Source organism: Acinetobacter sp. YH12046, assembly GCF_013419905.1.
Lineage (GTDB): Bacteria > Pseudomonadota > Gammaproteobacteria > Pseudomonadales > Moraxellaceae > Acinetobacter.
In genome coordinates this window covers 16,741-34,317 of sequence record NZ_VOZF01000016.1, presented here as the reverse complement: position 1 = coordinate 34,317, position 17,577 = coordinate 16,741, and the positions used below count along the sequence as shown (strand labels likewise).

The window sequence follows — 17,577 nt, the reverse complement described above, 5'->3', positions numbered from 1 at the left end:
ACAAATTTGGGTCTATGTATGTAGGTCGGAACAAGGACCAAATAAGTGACCCAAAGAATGTAGAGCCAGATAAAGTGCTACAGAAATCGCGACCGATTTGCTCTCTACCGAAGGGTAGAGAGCGGGGAGCGATTTTTGTGAATTTTTGATTTAGTGCTGTAGATAGGGCTTAGTCGGTATAGATGTTAAATCGACGACTGCCCTGCTTTTCAAGTGGATAAAGCTCGATGAGTTCAGGCTGGTGCTGAAGCAATGCTTTGGTATTGAGGCTGATAGAATCCTTGACTTTCTTCCAGACTACTGAGCCATGTGCAAAGACTGCCCTTTCCTTGTCTTGCATCATCATCTGGATTTCATGTTTAAGCTGGTCAAAGCGTTCCTGCTGATGCTGAATCTCTTCCTTCATTTTGATGAGCTGGTCGAACATCAAATTGGCATTTTCATTTTGCGAGAGATCCTCTATGGTTAAAGGTACATGCGCTGGATAGAGCTGTTGAATCGCTTTAGCTGCGGATTCACTGGCATCGACTGATGGCGGAGTATCGTTTTCTACACATTCCCAGAAATATCGTTCTGCTTGAACAATATGCTCAATCACGGATTCAGACCGTGTCACTTTGAAGATCTTGGTTTCATGTCCACAGATCAAGACACAAACATGCGCTGCCTGTTTACCAGTCACCGCCAGTTGATGTTGTACCTGACACAGCACGTATAAAGGCACACCATCACGCCACAATTTTGCTCCATGCTCACCTGCTGTTTTGCATTCAAGAATCTGAACTTCGTCGCTTCCTACAACAGAGTAATCCAAATTTGCTAACATGAAATGCTTATCAGGATCAGGGTGCTGTAATACAGCATTGATCCGTCGCACCTTGTTATGGGTGTGCATGCTATAGAACTCTGCCACCAAAGGTTCCAGCTGCTTACCCCAATACAGCGGTGCTACACCTGAACTTTCATCTTCAATGGATTGAGTCTGACGACCTGTTTTGATTAGCCAGAGTTCCAGCATCGACATATAGGGATTGAGACCACAGGCAGTCGCGGCATCACTGCTACCGATACCTTGTTTACGAACTTCGAGCCAGTCCTGATATTCCATCCCTTTGGTGTTGACCAGTCGCTTGGCTGCTGTTGAGCGTTTGGTAGTAATGGTTGGATTGACTACGATCTTAGATCCTACAGTCGTAGGCTGATGGGAAATAGGTACAATTTGATTCATGGAATTATCCTTATTAATTCTGATCTCTGTAAAAGAAATGCATAAAAAAGCCATACCCGACACGAGGTCGGGTATGGCGATTTATTTGCTGTTTTAATTGATAGGGGTTACATGAGTGCTCTGACTAGCATTTGTTTGGGGTAACTTGATTTCGACATAAGTGAGTCAGTTAATCTCAGGCGATCAAAGCAAGTGCTTGCTCTAATCCTCGTTGTTTTACACCCGCACCTGCACCGAACCAAGCTGAATCAAGACGGTGATCTGTACTCATGGCACGTCGTTCATGATCCACAAATTCCGTGATCGAACACAGTAAGCCATAAGCAGTGTCTTTGGCGGATGACAGGTCAGCACCGCGTCCTTGCCCATTAAACATCTCCAAAGCTTTATTCATGGCACGACCATTCGGTTCAGGCTTTTTCTCCTGAACTTGCTGCGCGACATTGCGATAGAATTGAATGATGTTTTCTTCAGGATCGGAAATTGACATGGTACTATTATTAAACACGGCATCAAAGTAAGCTTTGGCTTCCTGTTGACTCACCTTACGCTGCGTGAGCTGTTTCATCTCATACATGTGCTCATCCCAAGCACGAACTGAAACACCCAATTGCTGTTTCACTTTCTCTGCATCGAACTTGGTGCTATGTGGCACTTTTACTACACCTGCACTACTGCTCTGCCCACGTAAGGCAATCGCCAAAGTGTTGTTACAGACCACCCGGATACTGGTGAACTGTGCTGTCGTTGCCAGAGTGCCGTCACACGCAGTAGCCAGCAGGATATAACCATTACTGACATCCTTAGACTTTAAAGCGGTACTTTGCCCGGTACGTGCCAAAGCCCAGAACTTCTTCCCACCTTTCAGCACCCCCGCAGTTTCTAGCTCAAAGCCTGATTGTTCAGTCAGATCCCGATAAAACTCCAGAATCTCTTTAGGCTGAACTTCCTGATAACGCTGACTGACCACAGATAAAGGTGCATGGGTATCTGAACGATACAAGACACGCTGCTCTTCAAATGGCATGATGATGCTTTGGCCACGTTCATTCTGTGCCATGTAGCTGACATTGGAGGATTCAATCCGCCAGTCCATCCCGGCTTGCTGTGCCCAGACTTCCAGTGGTTGATTCGGACTCAGCTGATTACCGAGACCATGCCAAGGGGTTTCGCCAACATAGGCGATTTGTTCGATTTGATGTGCCATCGTTCTTATCTCCTATGATGATTCAACGAAAGTTTTGCTGACATTGATTACAGTGATAGTAGGTCATGGTGATTGGCTTTTTAGGCTCATCAAACACGCTGCTGAATAGGCCACCAATCACTGCACCTGCAAGTCCACCAAGCAGTGGTGATACAGGCAGTGGCAAACTCTTTGAAATGGATGCACCGATGGTTGCGAACGAAGCTGATGCTGCTAGACCTGTAGAATCAGAACCATTCACCTGATGATTGACAACCTGAATGATCTGATCCGATAGGCAATAAGGACAATTTAAACTCATAATATATACCTCTAGAAATGACAAAGGCTCACCGATTGGCAAGCCTTGCAAAGTTAAAAAACCTCGTTTTCATCTAGATAATGTATATTTGAGATTATTTTCAACTCATTGAAATGTGCGCATCTTGGTTTTACATTTCACACGCAGATGTTGTGCGTCTTTTTCAGGTCGTACTAAATAGCGTACAGCATTAATCATCTTTTCTACTTCAGTAGGATTATTTCTGTGAATTCGACCAATACCTAAAATACCCAATTCCGTGTACTCTTGGATCTGCTCAGGATCATGACAGTTAAAAAAGTATCCTAGCTTGCCTGTGATTTTCTGCCATTCCTTTCCGACTTGATGAGCAATACCCCATCCATCCTGCTTAACGTGCCCATTAAAAAACAGTACCAAGTGACAGTGATAGCCTTTATCCACTCCTTGCTCTAATGCCCAACCAAAATCTATTAGGGCGTTAAATGGCTTTTCCCGCTTGCTCATCTGTACTCTTAGCTCTTTCATATCCTCATAAAAATCAGTAATGTTGATCAAGTGTTGATATTTTTTAATGTAGCCCAAATCAATACGAACAACCTCGGTCTTTGAATAACGCTCTACAGCACTCCTAGCTTTCCTTTCTAGTGATCGAATATTCCTTGTCTCATTTTCACGATGACGTCTTAAAGCTCTTCGATGTTCAGATTGATAACTCTTAAAATATCGCTGATACTCAACAAATGATTGTCTTTTAAGTTCTTCAATAAGTTCATTTAACTTTAGACCACGAATATCATTCTGTTCCAACCAATTACACCATGCATTGATATATCCGAAGTAGTCGTAAGACCGTATGTACACTTGATCTAATTCCGTCAGAAGCTCAGCAAATTCTAAATAGAAATCATGCGGTCTACGATGAGCTCTAATCCATAGCTCAGTGACGACTTCAAGTTGAATGGTTAATTTAGATTCATTAATTGACTTACTCATGTTCAATACTCACTCTGGAAATAGCTCCATATGAGAGGGTTAAACTGTATGAATATAATTTTTAGGTTGAATCTAATTAGGTATACAACTCTATGAATAGTCTAATGATTAGTCTCCATATAGGTATATTTAGTTGTATTTAATAATCTTAATTAACCTGCAAACATTGAGCTCTAGCCTCTAGATTTCCCTTCTGATACTCACCTAATTGAGTAGACTTCAATGATCAAATTTGCTGAATCTCTTAATTATTAATTCACTACCGATATCTTTGGATAAAAAAAGTTATGCGGTAAGTATTTAGGAAGACAAACGAAGGAATTTACTTGAATAGCCTTTCCCGAATATATCCCCAACCCGTATACGAGTTTTCTCATCAGACTATGTAGCCATAACTTTTTGCCTAAACATCAACCTTAATATCATAAACTTATCAAACTACTTTAAACTAGGGATTGTAGAGAATGGGCTATTCTTTCTACTCTATTCTCTTGAATATCAGCTTGCTTATTTATATCCTCTTGAGATGAATTACCATTGATTTCATTTACGCTTTCTTTATTTTCAGATGTGCTCACTTCACTATGTGGAGTGTTTTTTTCATCCGTTTTTTTGGTCATGTCTTTTCTAATTCTGCCTCTTAAAAATAGCTCTGGTCTTTTATGATTGCTATGTCCTGTATTTTTATATCCACTGAAATATTCATATGCAGTATAGAAATTCACCAGATCATTTATCAGCTGTGGAATAAGCTTGTCTCTTTTATTTACAACAAAATACTGAGATCCACCTTCTTTAAACCACAAATTAGGAATTACTCTCAAGTCCGGGAATTCCAGGGTATCTTTTTGTTTAGCAGTATACCTCTTAGTGAATTTCCTCCAATAGTTCTCGAATTCAAATTTTATATCTTCTACAACAGCCTCTGCACGAAGGTAAAAAATAGCCGTACAGTCAATAGAGTAATATCTCCCCTCAAGAAGAACAAAGTATCCAATATAAGCATCTAAATGTGCTCCTATACTCTTTGGAGCGCGTTTAGCTTTTTTTAAAAACTGAGTAATAATGATTTTTAAGCTACTAATATCCAATCGACTTTCACTGTTATCAATTTTAAAACGCAATAGAACTGTAGTTTCTTTAAAACTATTTTTTAAATAATGCCTTGCTGATATCGCGTTCTTTTGTGCCAACTTCTCCATGTAACATAGTTTGCTTTGGGGAATTGAAATATTGCGTTGCTTCACTATCTCTAGCTCTTGTGCTATTAGATCCGTCATCTCAGCCAGATTTCTATCATATAACTGGTGTTTTAAAGATGACCTACTTAAATTTCTCTGAAGCAATGAAGTATTATAGATAGTCCAATTAGCTAACCCAGAAAAATCAATGTCCCTACTTTTATCTAACAGAGCTAAATACATCCTGACCAGACTTGGCCATTTAGAAGGATTAGAGTTAATCGACAGTCTCGTAGCTAAATTATCAATAGATCCACCCTCCAAATAAGTTAGAAACAAATTGACTCTTTGCAATATTTTTATTTGCCAGCTCTCTAATTCTTCAGAGTGTTGTAACTTTCCATAAAATTGATGAATGGATTTCGCATGTTCAGGAGCATATTTAACTAAACCGGTGTCCTCCCAGACTGAGTTAAAGTCATATGACTTTTTCTCTAGATCATCCTTTTTTTGTCTTTTTGACTTTTTCTTATCATTTTGATCTTTTAAACGACCATCAGCTTTTCTTGTAATTAGACGTATAGGCGTATCAACTAGTTCACTCTCAGCAGTATGATTATCAGGACTAATAATCCTTCCCATTCCATAAAACAATCCCACAAACCACTTCAACATAAGAGCTAATTTTTTGCGATTAGGGAGTTTGAATTCTTTTATTTCTTTTACACCTAAGTGATCAAAAATTTGATCAATCGCAATAACTTCCCACCAAATAAAAGGAGCAATCTCACTACTACGAAAATATATCTTTAACTCACGATGTAATGACTCCTTGATTTGATTGGTATCTATTTTATATGTTGAACTGTCTAGAATAAATCCAAGCATTAATCGAACTTCACCATTCAGCTCTATCTCACCTTTTATAAGGACAGATAACCAAGGTAAATCAGTTCCCAGCTTAAGGGTGTTCAAGTCATCTAACAGGAGTTGTAATTTTCTTCCAACTGGAGTTTTAGCTAATATATGATCTACTTCCCCAGTTTGAATTAGATTTTCAATCTCATTATCAGAAAAATCCTGTACCTGAAATTTTAGCAACACAAGCGCTTGTCTAATTTTCTTAACGCCAGGTAGCACATCCAAAATTTCACGCGCAATCTCATCGCCTTTATCTTGATCGAAATTAAATTTGTAGTTCTTTTGCTCTTTTAAATACTGCTTATATTGAGCAATCGTTTCAAAGGCATCCTCATGAGGAAAGTCTTCAATTTTCCATTTGTCAGATTGAAACTCACTTCTGAAGATACACGCTCTCTCTTTATCTAGAAAATTAATGAAAGCATGAATTTTTTCTGGCAACTTGTAATATGGAGTTGCTAGTTTCATAAGTGCAACATCTACTACTAGACCATCATAAAACCCAACTATCTGCTTTTTTTTCGCCTCATTTTTTGAAGAACAAGCATCTTCCCAGTCTACCTTGTCATAACCAATAAATTCTTCAACTAACTCCAAACGCTCATAAAGTTTTTCTAAGGTTTCGATAGTTTCCCGAAATATCCCTTTTTGAATTTTCTTTTTTTGAGCACTTACAAGCCGATAGCTATCCGTATAGTAACGTTTCAAAAATCCAAAAATTTCTTTATTAGTCAGTTTTTCTAATTGCCCAATTTCGGGGAGCTCCCTAAAAATTTGAAGATTTGATTCATTCATAATTAAAATATTCTAGTATTTTTAGATAATAGTTAAAAATTAACACTTCTACCCCTCATATTTCAAGCTTTCCGCCTCCCTCTCATTCAAAGAAAAAAACTGTTATACCCTATTTACATACTTTTAAACCCTATATTATAAAACTTAACCCCCTATTCAAAAACTATTAAGATATTATATGTACTCAGGTTTCAGTTATAACGATGAAAAAAAACCACGCTAAAAAGCGTGGTTTTTGTGATTTTTTTAGTCATTTAATTCAGCCAATCCTTCACTTTCCTCTCATACCACTCCATCATTCTCACTCGCTCATCCCAATATTGCGCTCGGTTATATGCTGATCGAATTCTATTTTGAGGCACATGAGCAAGTTGGCGCTCAATGGCATCTGGATTAAACAGATTCGATTCATTTACGATAGTACTGAATAAAGATCTAAAACCATGTGTGGTCATTCGTCCCGCATAGCCTGAACGTTTGATCACAGCTAAAATAGACTCACTACGCATTGATTCTTTGTTATTCAAACGATGTGGAAATAACAATTCCTGATTATGAGTAAGCCTCAAAGCCTTTAGCTCAGTAATCATCATATCCGTCAATGGTACGCGATGCGGAAGACGGTTCTTCATACGTTCTTCTGGGATATCCCACTTACGTCCTTCCAGATCAAACTCTTCCCAGCGTGCTTGTAGTAACTCACTAACTCGAACACCTGTCAGCATAATCAGAATGATGGCATGATGTGTCTGAGCATCACTTGGGTATGCTCTTACCGTTCTTAAAAATTCAGGCATTTCAGATGCAGTAAGCGAAGCCAGGTTTTTGACCCGTTTATTCTTGAGGGCATAAACTAAATCACCTGCCGGATTGTCATAGCGGTATCCATGGGCAATTGCATACTTCATGACCATACCGCAACGAGATAAGGTACGTTTTGCAATTTCAAGCGAGCCTCTAGCTTCAATCTTCTTAATGATCTGCAGAATCTCAGGTGCCTGAATTTGATTAATACGCTTATTAGCAAGAGCAATATAAAGCTCATCCAAGGAAGCTCGAACATTACTAATATGTTTGGATGACCAGGTTTCTTTTTGATTATTGAACCAATCCTCTGCGACTTCCCTAAAATAAGGCTGCTCCTGCTCGACCTCAGTTGTATTTTTGAGTTTATATCTCAGATCAAGCGCGATCTCCCTTGCACGCTTTAAGCTTAGCTCAGGATAGATACCTAATGCTTTGGACTTCCTTTGTCCATTTTCCGTGTATCTGAGAGACCAATATTTTTTGCCATTCGGATCGATTCGTAAAGACAGACCATTAATATCAGAAAGGCGGTACTGTTTTTCCTGCGGTAATGCTTTTTTACACAGCATATCGGTAAGCGACATATCTTTGTTCCACATAATTAAACTTATTTAGTGGGTCAAATTGTCCCAATTTTGACCCTCATAAAGCAAAAATAGGGTCAAACAGCTTAGGATAGGGTCGGACAATACAGCCAATAAAAAAGCCTTTAAACATTGAGTTTAAAGGCTTTTTTAGATTCCGATGGATTACTTCGGAAAGAATTTTGGTGGAGATGGCGGGAGTTGAACCCGCGTCCGCCAACACTACGCTCGAGAATACTACATGCTTAGATATCGTCTATTGTTTTAACACCAAGAGACCCGACGAACAGGGTTCAAGGTGCGATCCTCTAGATTTGGTATAAAGCCCCGAGGCTTGACTCTATACGGACTTGTGTGCGTTCGCTTCAGTCGGGATCTCTAACCACAAGTATTCAGAGATGCGGACAAGCAGCCCTTAGGCTGCTAGAGCGTAAGTTTCGTCGTTTGCGACTATTTAAATGCAAATTTTATTTACGAGAGAAAATGCGCTCTCGGCATGCATCTATGAGTTTCATCATCGGCGTCGAAGCCAAGAACATCCCCAAAGTACAAGCTCATCATAGCATAACTGGCAAAAAATACGATGCATTTTCTACACAAATACACTTTTGAATGCGCCTGATTACATAATTGCGCTAATATTTCATAATTCAAGTCAGCATTTAAAAAAATTATGAGCTATTTATTGGCACTCGACCAGGGAACGACATCTAGCCGTGCAATCATCTTTAATGAACACGGACAGATTCAGGCAACAGCTCAACGCGAAACCCATATCCAGACCCCACATTCCGGCTGGGTCGAACAGGATGCACAGGAAATCTGGAGCTCGCAAATTGCAGTGGTACAACAGGCGCTTGCTACTGCCCGGATTCTGGCGAAAGACATTAAAGCGATTGGCCTGACCAACCAGCGTGAAACGACTGTGGTATGGGATTGTCGTAATGGGAAGCCTCTTGCACCAGCGATTATCTGGCAGGATCGTCGTGCAACAGACTGGTGTAATCAGCTGATACAGCAAGGCCAGATGGATCAGGTACAACAAAAAACCGGGCTACGGATTGATCCTTATTTCAGTGCTGGCAAGCTGGTCTGGTTATTGGAACATGTGGATGGCTTACGTGAACTTGCAGAACAAGGTCATGTCGCTTTTGGCACTATTGATAGCTGGCTGATCTGGAACCTGACCCAAGGGGCTGAGCATATCATCGAAGCCAGTAATGCGTCCCGTACCATGTTGATGAATCTGCATACTCAACGCTGGGATGAGGAACTACTAGACCTATTTAATATCCCTGCTTCAGTCCTGCCACGAATCATCAGTTCCGATTGTCATATTGCAGATACAGCACCGGGTTTGTTAGGAGCCACCATTCCCATTATCGGCATTCTGGGTGATCAGCAATCTGCCTTGTTTGGCCAGTCTTGTTTCGAACCCGGTATGGCAAAAAATACCTATGGCACTGGCTGTTTTATGCTATTTAATACCGGCCATGACATTCAGCTCAGCCAGAATAAATTGCTTTCTACCCTCGCCTGGCAGGTACAGGAACAGACCAGTTATGCCTTAGAAGGTAGTGTTTTTATGGCCGGTGCAGTGGTGCAATGGCTACGTGATGGGCTTGGCATCATTCAAAAAAGCAGTGATATAGAGAAGTTGGCCTGTAAAGTTGAAGATACTGACGGCGTGGTCTTAGTTCCTGCTTTTACCGGATTGGGTGCACCGCATTGGGATAGTGAAGCCCGTGCCCTGCTTTGTGGCATGTCACGAGGAACCAATAAGGCCCATATTGCCCGCGCCGCGCTGGAATCGATTGCCTTTCAGGTCTCCGATGTATTGACTGCGATGCAATCGGATATTGCCCATCCTTTAAAAGAACTACGCGTCGATGGTGGCGCCAGCTGTAATGATATGCTGATGCAGTTCCAGGCTGACCTGCTAAATGTTCCTGTCATGCGTCCAAAAATGCTGGAATCCACCGCTTGGGGTGCAGCAGCGATGGCTGGTTTAAAATCTGGCGTATTTTCCAGCCTTGATGAAATCTCTCAGTCCTGGCAGTTAGACCGAGCCTTTGAACCAAAAATGCAGAATGATGAACGTGAAGCACATTTAGCCAAATGGCAAAATGCTTTGAAACGGGCCAAATCAGATTTATAAGATCGAAAAAAACCGCTAAATAGTTAGCGGTTTTTTATGTTGGAAAATATTAATGTGATGGCATTCCACCCACACCCGCTTTGGGTCGTGGTGCCAACCAGACGATTAAAGCAGCAAAAATAAAAACCATCGCCAAAATCAAAAATAGGTGATTAGCAGACAGCGTTAATGCTTCTTTATCCACCAGACTGGAAATATAACCCAAGGCACTGTCCGAACTCATGCCCTGTGCCATTAAGGTATTCTGAGTTTCTTCGACATTCAGTTTACCGACCAGCTCACTGCGGGCCACTTTACTATGATCATCCCAGATCGTGACTGCAATTGAAGCTCCGATCGCTCCAGCCATGGTCCGCAGAAAGTTCATCAAACCAGCCGCTGAAGCCATTTCCTGAGGCTGGACTGAGGCCAATGCCATATTGGAGAGTGGAATGAAGAAGAATGGCACCGCAAAACCTTGCAGAATCTGTGGCCAGGCCAATGCCATAAAATCAGCATCCGTAGTCCAGAATGCCCGCATCAAAGTCACAACGGCGAGCAAGGTTAAACCAAAACTGGCCAGAATGCGCTGGTCATATTTAGTCGCCATCTTCGCCACAATCGGTGACATCAACAGGCTACCAAAACCCATGGTCGCGGTCAGATAACCTGCCCAAGTTGCGGTATAACCGAGATTAATCTGCACCCATTGCGGAATGAGAACAATACTGGAAAAGAAGGCACCGAAGGCAAAGGCCAATGACAGCACAGCAAAGGTAAATCCGCGATATCGGAAAATCCGGATATCTACGATCGGATGCCGTTCAGTCAGTTCCCAGATGGTAAAGATGATTAAACCAACTATGGCAAGCACCGCCAATGTGCTGATAAAGGAGCTGCTAAACCAGTCATGTTCATGACCAAGATCCAGCATCAACTGCAGCGCACCAATCCACAGAATCAGCAGGAATAAACCACCTTTATCAATCTTCAAAGCATTGGTTTCAGTTTCTGCTGGTTTTAATAGCTTCAATGCAGCCAGACCGCAGAACAAACCCACCGGGATATTAATAAAGAAAATCCAGTGCCAAGACAGGTTATCACTAATCGTACCGCCGAGAATTGGACCGAGAATTGGACCGACAACGGTGGTCATTGCCCACATCCCCATCGCTTGGGATTGTTTTTCAGGTGGGAAAATTCGCAGTAATAAAGTCTGGCTTAGCGGCATGATTGGGCCACCGAACAACCCCTGCCCGATCCGGCAAAACACCAGCATTTCCAGACTGGTAGAAATCCCGCATAGAATCGAAAAAATGGTAAAACCCAGCAGGCAGACACCAAACAGGCGCACGCTACCAAAGCGACCCGCCAGCCATCCTGTCAAAGGTACACAGATCGCTTCTGCGACTGCATAAGACGTAATAACCCAAGTACCTTGCGAGCTGGACACTGCCAGACTACCGGTAATATGCGGCACCGAGACATTGGCAATGGTCATGTCCAGCACGACCATGAAATTGGCCAATGCCAGCACAAAGGCCGCCAGCATCAGCTTGCCGCCAGTCAGATTCCCATATGGAACATATTTATTCATCGGGAATTACTTCTTGAAGTGGATTTCAGCTTCCATCGACAGACCCACACGTAGCGGATGCTCAGCCAGCTCTTTCGGATCCAGCTGAATACGCACTGGCAAACGCTGTACCACCTTGATCCAGTTGCCTGTGGCATTCTGAGCCGGAATCAGAGCAAACGCTGAACCTGTACCGCCAGAGAAGCCAACCACAGTGCCGTGATATTTCACCGATTTACCATACAGATCAGACGTCAGTTCAGCTTTCTGCCCGACACGGACTTTTTCCAGCTGGCTTTCTTTGAAATTGGCATCAACATAGAGCTGATCTACTGGTACGACCATCATCAGCATTGTACCTGGCGCAACACGTTGACCCACCTGAATTGAACGGCGTGAAACCACCCCATCAAAAGGTGCTTTAATTACAGTACGTTCTAAGTCTAGCTCGGCCTGTTTCAGTTTGGCTTCAGCCACAAGTACATCAGGAGTCGAATTTTCATTCGCGCCTTGAATCAAGGCTTCATTCGCCGCTAAATTGCTTTGTGCGGCTTTCTGGCTGGATCTTGCTTGTGCCAGACCCGCTTCAGCAGAAGCTACGCCAGCTTTGGCCGTATCCAATGCAGATTGTGCTGTACTGAGTTCTTCTTTAGACACTGCACCGCTCGCACTGAGTTTTTCACGACGCGTATATTCATCTTGTGCTTTATGTAAGGCTGCCTGAGCCTGAGCCAGCTGGGCTTCGGCACTGCGAATTGCATCATCACTAACCCCAATCTGTGAGCTTAAAGCCCCGCTATTGGCCGCAGTCTGTTTGTACTGGCGCTTGGCTTTGGTCAGTTCTGCACGTGCCTGAGCCACTGCAATTTTGGCATCACGGTCATCGATTTTGGCCAGGATATCGCCCTGTTTGACCGCTTGGGTATCATGGACAAGTACTTCAGCAACCTGGCCACTCACCATAGACGTGATAGAAGCCGTTTCAGCACCGACATAAGCATTTTCAGTACTGACTGAATTGTTCAGAAAGAATTTCCACACCAGAAACAGCACCAGTGCAATCACCATAAGGAGGGCAACAATACTCAGGGCTTTTTTACGTTTATTTTTTAAAGCTTGATCCGAAGTTGTATCTGATGCGTTTTCTGGCAGGGTGTCTTGTACATCTGTCATTGATTTTTTCCTAAATCCAACAGACTTGGTCACGCAGCCACACTGACCAGCACTGACATGAATGTATAGATTCATATCCCGTTTATTGATCAATGGGTAAAATGAGAAAGCCGTATTAATTTAATTTTCATGCATTCTAATAATAAAAATTAGAAAATATGCAAAAAAATATTACTCGGAAGTTTAAAAAACTAAGCCCCTATTCCAGGAATAAGGGCTTAGTTCGGGCCCGAAGTGAGCCAGGATCGAGGAGATAAACTTAATTAATAGGCATATGAAGCAATCGCTGTGGCAATCGGCTTGTCATCATCGTTGACCATGGTCATGCGCATGGTGCAGCCCTTACGCCCCAAACGTAAGGTTTCTGCACGGGCAATAAAATATTTACCACGACCGGGTGCCAGATAATCCACGCGCATATCTACCGTCGCCAGACGTGATACCTTTTTAATCGTATCGGCAATAGTTTCCGGTTCGGCTTTCTTATACAGCTCACCCATCGCCACAATTCCGCCAATACTGTCGAGTATGGTCGCTGCAAGACCACCATGCAGAATCTGAAATGCCACATTGCCAATCATGAAATCCTGCATTTCAACATATGCTTCGATCTGACCATCGACCACTCGCATGGTCATGCCATTATGCTTAAAAAAAGGAGAGGTATTAAAAGCGTGTACCAGCTGGTTTAAGACCACTTCAATATCCACTTTTGCACCTAAATGTATATTACCTGTCCAATTTCTTTCTGTCTTAGTCATAAGTCTGCCCGAAGCTACAACAATAAAAAACCGCTAATTTATGCCCAAAAAATTCAGATAGGGCTACAATAGGGGCCTAGTTTAATACTGATTACTGAGATTTTTATGACCTATACGTTCAATCGTCCCGCGTTTCCTGCAACTCGCATGCGTCGTATTCGTAAAAATGAGCATTTACGTTCTATGGTACGTGAAACCCATCTCAGTGCTGATCACTTGATTTATCCAGTATTTGTGCTGCCGGGACAAAATCAGACCCAAGACATTCCAAGTATGCCAAATGTGCAGCGCCTGTCTGCTGACTTGTTGTTAAAAAAATCAGAACGTTTGCTGGAACTGGGTGTCAATAAGCTGGCGCTGTTCCCAGTCACACCACAAGAAGATAAAAGTCTGACTGCAGAAGCCGCTTGGCATGAAGATGGCTTGGTACAGAAGACCGTTCGCCTGCTGAAAAAAGAATTACCGGAAATGGTGCTGATCACTGATGGCGCGCTAGACCCTTATACCACGCATGGCCAGGATGGCATCATTGATGAAACCGGTTACGTGCTGAATGATGAAACGGTTGAAGCACTGATCAAGCAGACTTTAAGCCATGCCGAAGCCGGTGCTGATATTGTCGCGCCAAGTGACATGATGGATGGCCGCATCGGTGCAATTCGTCAGGCCTTTGAACAGAATGGCCATATCTATACCTCTATTATGGCTTATTCAGCCAAATATGCGTCTAGTTTCTACGGTCCATTCCGTGATGCGGTTGGTTCTGCCAGCAACCTGAAAGGCGGCAATAAATACAATTACCAAATGGATTTCGGTAACCGTGCTGAAGCATTGCATGAAATTGCACTGGATATCCAGGAAGGTGCAGATATGGTCATCGTTAAACCGGGTATGCCTTATCTGGATGTGGTTCGTGAAGTCAAAGATACCTTCGGTGTACCTACCTTTATTTATCAGGTTAGTGGCGAATATGCCATGCTGGCTGCTGCGATTCAGAATGGCTGGTTATCTGATAGCGTGATTCTTGAGTCCCTGATGTGCTGCCGCCGTGCCGGTGCAGATGGTATCTGGACCTACTTTGCGGAAGAAGCGGCGCTCAAACTGAAAGACATGAAATAAAATAGAAGGACCTTGGCGCAATGCATATCGCCATTATCGGAGCGGGCATCACCGGTTTGATGTCAGCTCTGGAATTGCTTGAACAGGGATGTTCTATTACGATTTTCGATCAGCAAGCGGCTGGACAGGCAGCCTCTTGGGCCGGAGGTGGTATCCTCTCCCCAATGTATCCTTGGCGTTATCCTAATGCCGTTAATGCCCTCGCCCGCCATACCAAACCGTTGTATCAGGAATGGAACCAGAAACTGCAACCGGTGACTGGCATTGATTTCCAGATTCACGAAACCGGTATGCTGATTTTTGATGAATCTGATTTTGAGATTGGATTACACTATGCCGAGCAATATCAGGATCCACAGCAACATGCCGAATATCTGAATCAGTCTCAAATCCAGCAAATCAATTCCAAAGTAGATCCGAAATTTAAACAGGCGATCTATTTTCCAGAACTTTCCAATATCCGCAATCCGCGACTGTTACAGTCCATTATTGCTTACCTTAAACAGCATCCGCGTGTCACTTGGCAAGAGCATTGCAATATTAGTCAGCTAAATATCCAGCAAGATCATGTACACAGTGTTTCCACTAAAAATGGCCTGAGCTTTAAAGCAGATCAGTTCGTCATTGCCACCGGTGCATGGTCTGCACGCTGGTCTGAACAGCTCGGTCTGGACATTCCAGTTCATCCGGTTCAAGGCCAGATGTTGCTCTTTAAAACACCAGAAAACTGGCTACCAACCATGTGCATGAACAAGGTCATGTATCTAATTCCACGTCGTGATGGTCATGTACTGTGTGGTTCCAGCATGCGTCAGGTCGGTTTTGATACTTCGCCTTCTGCTGAAATCCGTCAGGATATTTTGGAAGCCTGCCTGGAAATGGTACCGGAGCTGGCTGATTTCCCAATTGTGAAACAGTGGGCTGGTCTACGACCAAGCTCCCCGGATGGCATTCCCTATATCGGCAAAATTCCGCATCTGAACAATCTCTGGACCAATTTTGGCCAGTTCCGTAATGGCTTATGTATGGGTGCTGCTTCTGGAAAATTGCTGTCTCAGTTAATCCTGGAACAACCGACCATCGTAGATCCACAGCCTTATAGTCCGGTACAGCGTTTACAGCCGCACTCTTTAACGGTTTAAAATTTCAATCAAGGCTTCTTTCAGGGTCGGATAGCTAAATTCAAATCCGGCTTCCTGCAAAGCTTTGGGCTGGACATATTGACCATTCAGAATCAGTTGTGACTGTTCACCTAGCATCATTTTCATACTGCAAGCTGGTAACGGTAATAAAGGTTTACGCTTCAGCACCTGTGCTGCGATCCGGACAAATTGCGCCTGACTGACTTTTTCAGGTGCCACCACATTAAATACCTGTTGCTGGGTCGGCTGCTGCATCAGAAATTCGATCGCCCGCATGACATCCTGTAGATGTACCCAGGTCACCGGCTGACGCCCATGACCAATCCGGCCAAATATATTCAGCTTAATTGGCAATAACATCTGCGGAAGAATCCCGCCTCCTTGACCAAACACCACAGCAAAGCGAACAATTTTGGTGTCCTGCCCGGTATAGGACAAGGCCAGTTTTTCCCATTTCTCACACAGTTCTGACATAAAAATGGATTGTGGTGGACTTTGTTCAGTACACACCGTCTCCCAGTGTTCTTGCGGATCGATTCCATAGTAGCCGACCGCTGAAGTCGAAATAATACGTTTGGGCTTAATCTGATTTTTCTCTAGATAGTCATATAACTGCCTGGTGGTATTTAGCCGACTGTCCAGCAATTTCTTTTTGCGGGCGGCTGTCCAGCGACCCTGACCGATACTTTCACCTGCCAGATTAATCACATAGTCAATCTGATGATTTTTCAATTCTTCCAGATTATTAATCCAGTGAAAATCAGGATGCTCTTCTCGCAATTTTTTCTGCCGGGTCAGGCCGATTACCGCATAATCACGAGCCAGTAAAAATTTCACCAGATGGCTGCCAATAAAACCGCTGGCGCCTGTCATGAGGACTACAGGTTTATACATGGTTATTCTGTGCCATTATTATTGTATTGCTCAAATTATACGTCACTTATGAATCAGAATATTCGGGAAAGTGATATGGGTCGATGAATGCAAAATTGTCTCATCATGCCATACAGAAAACTTCTAATTTTCTATATAGCCTGATTTAGCATCTTGAATTTAATCTCAACGATTTTGATATAAAGAGTCGAAATCTTAGCCAAACATTTTTGCTGCCATACGCTGTGCCTGTTTGCCATAAAACCAGTAGGTCAGCAGATAAAGCGGAATCGCGATGAGCAGGAACATGATCACGACAATACTCATAAATTGGGGCTGTTGCAGATATAGTAAAAAGTCCTGCCAGGCATTCGGATTGGAACGCGTCGCAATAGCAATCCCTAGAATTAAAAATACCAGATTATAGCCCCAATAAATCAGGCTAAATCCCAAGGTGAATTTTTTACGCTCTACCTGAGTGGGCGCCCGTTGTTCCTTTTTTAAAAATTTAAACAGTACCCAGATCATCGCCACCAGATAAGGCACAATGGTTAATACTGCGCCCATGCCAGTCGGCATTAACGCCGCCACGACCCCGCAAATGCAGGTAAAAATAAAGCATAGGAAGAAAAACCAGAGAAAATAGCGAGTTAGAGGCACCATTAGTAGGACTCAAGGACAATTAATCAACTAGTATAAAAAAAATTAATTTTTTTTTCATTTTATTGTCAACCTAAAGCGAGATGCTGACGTTATATAGGGTACAAGGTTCGGAAATTTGGACTGGCATCCACAAA

General features: G+C 42.8%; 14 protein-coding genes and 1 other RNA gene. 3 read left to right on the top strand and 12 right to left on the bottom strand.

Features of this window, described 5'->3' with window-relative positions:
• Positions 1-169: 169 nt before the first annotated feature.
• From FTU03_RS10375 to ssrA, 7 genes are all read right to left on the bottom strand, one after another.
• On the bottom strand, positions 170-1,228 hold the full coding sequence (locus tag FTU03_RS10375; RefSeq protein WP_179992947.1) for a YqaJ viral recombinase family protein: 1,059 nt from the start codon (positions 1,226-1,228) through the stop codon (positions 170-172).
• A 175-nt stretch (positions 1,229-1,403) separates the two neighbouring features.
• Complete coding sequence (locus FTU03_RS10370) at positions 1,404-2,435, bottom strand: DUF932 domain-containing protein (protein WP_179992946.1); 1,032 nt, start codon at positions 2,433-2,435, stop codon at positions 1,404-1,406.
• 22 nt (positions 2,436-2,457) lie between these two features.
• A complete protein-coding gene (locus tag FTU03_RS10365; protein ID WP_179992945.1) occupies positions 2,458-2,736 on the bottom strand; it encodes a hypothetical protein in 279 nt (92 codons plus the stop codon).
• 105 nt (positions 2,737-2,841) lie between these two features.
• The gene (locus tag FTU03_RS10360; RefSeq protein WP_179992944.1) at positions 2,842-3,711 is read right to left on the bottom strand and encodes an inovirus-type Gp2 protein; all 870 of its coding nucleotides are present in this window, start codon (positions 3,709-3,711) and stop codon (positions 2,842-2,844) included.
• Positions 3,712-4,154: 443 nt separating this feature from the next.
• Positions 4,155-6,608 (bottom strand): hypothetical protein, encoded by a 2,454-nt coding sequence (locus FTU03_RS10355; RefSeq protein ID WP_179992943.1) that lies wholly within the window; start codon positions 6,606-6,608, stop codon positions 4,155-4,157.
• A 254-nt stretch (positions 6,609-6,862) separates the two neighbouring features.
• Positions 6,863-7,999: a tyrosine-type recombinase/integrase gene (locus FTU03_RS10350; RefSeq protein ID WP_179992942.1), complete on the bottom strand. Its 1,137-nt coding sequence runs from the start codon at positions 7,997-7,999 to the stop codon at positions 6,863-6,865.
• 183 nt (positions 8,000-8,182) lie between these two features.
• Positions 8,183-8,542, bottom strand: a transfer-messenger RNA (tmRNA) gene (gene ssrA, locus FTU03_RS10345).
• Between the two features lie 130 nt (positions 8,543-8,672).
• On the opposite strand from ssrA, the gene glpK reads away from it, so the two are divergent.
• Complete coding sequence (glpK, locus tag FTU03_RS10340; protein WP_179992941.1) at positions 8,673-10,157, top strand: glycerol kinase GlpK; 1,485 nt, start codon at positions 8,673-8,675, stop codon at positions 10,155-10,157.
• A 49-nt stretch (positions 10,158-10,206) separates the two neighbouring features.
• Here the strand turns inward: glpK and FTU03_RS10335 are convergent, their stop codons facing one another.
• The 3 genes from FTU03_RS10335 to FTU03_RS10325 form a co-directional block, all read right to left on the bottom strand.
• Complete coding sequence (locus FTU03_RS10335; RefSeq protein WP_159123303.1) at positions 10,207-11,733, bottom strand: DHA2 family efflux MFS transporter permease subunit; 1,527 nt, start codon at positions 11,731-11,733, stop codon at positions 10,207-10,209.
• Between the two features lie 6 nt (positions 11,734-11,739).
• Positions 11,740-12,885 (bottom strand): HlyD family efflux transporter periplasmic adaptor subunit, encoded by a 1,146-nt coding sequence (locus FTU03_RS10330; RefSeq protein WP_179992940.1) that lies wholly within the window; start codon positions 12,883-12,885, stop codon positions 11,740-11,742.
• Positions 12,886-13,148: 263 nt separating this feature from the next.
• Positions 13,149-13,646 (bottom strand): thioesterase family protein, encoded by a 498-nt coding sequence (locus FTU03_RS10325; RefSeq protein ID WP_034703122.1) that lies wholly within the window; start codon positions 13,644-13,646, stop codon positions 13,149-13,151.
• A gap of 105 nt (positions 13,647-13,751) precedes the next feature.
• Between FTU03_RS10325 and hemB the strand changes: the two genes are divergently transcribed.
• On the top strand, positions 13,752-14,765 hold the full coding sequence (gene hemB, locus FTU03_RS10320) for a porphobilinogen synthase (protein WP_175966866.1): 1,014 nt from the start codon (positions 13,752-13,754) through the stop codon (positions 14,763-14,765).
• 20 nt (positions 14,766-14,785) lie between these two features.
• On the top strand, positions 14,786-15,907 hold the full coding sequence (gene thiO / locus FTU03_RS10315) for a glycine oxidase ThiO (protein ID WP_179992939.1): 1,122 nt from the start codon (positions 14,786-14,788) through the stop codon (positions 15,905-15,907).
• Here thiO and FTU03_RS10310 read toward each other — a convergent pair.
• Both FTU03_RS10310 and FTU03_RS10305 read right to left on the bottom strand, forming a co-directional pair.
• Positions 15,896-16,801, bottom strand: a complete 906-nt coding sequence (locus FTU03_RS10310; RefSeq protein ID WP_179992938.1) for a TIGR01777 family oxidoreductase — start codon at positions 16,799-16,801, stop codon at positions 15,896-15,898. The genes thiO and FTU03_RS10310 overlap by 12 nt on opposite strands.
• Positions 16,802-16,996: 195 nt before the next feature.
• Positions 16,997-17,443 (bottom strand): ABZJ_00895 family protein, encoded by a 447-nt coding sequence (locus FTU03_RS10305; RefSeq protein WP_179992937.1) that lies wholly within the window; start codon positions 17,441-17,443, stop codon positions 16,997-16,999.
• Positions 17,444-17,577 lie beyond the last annotated feature (134 nt).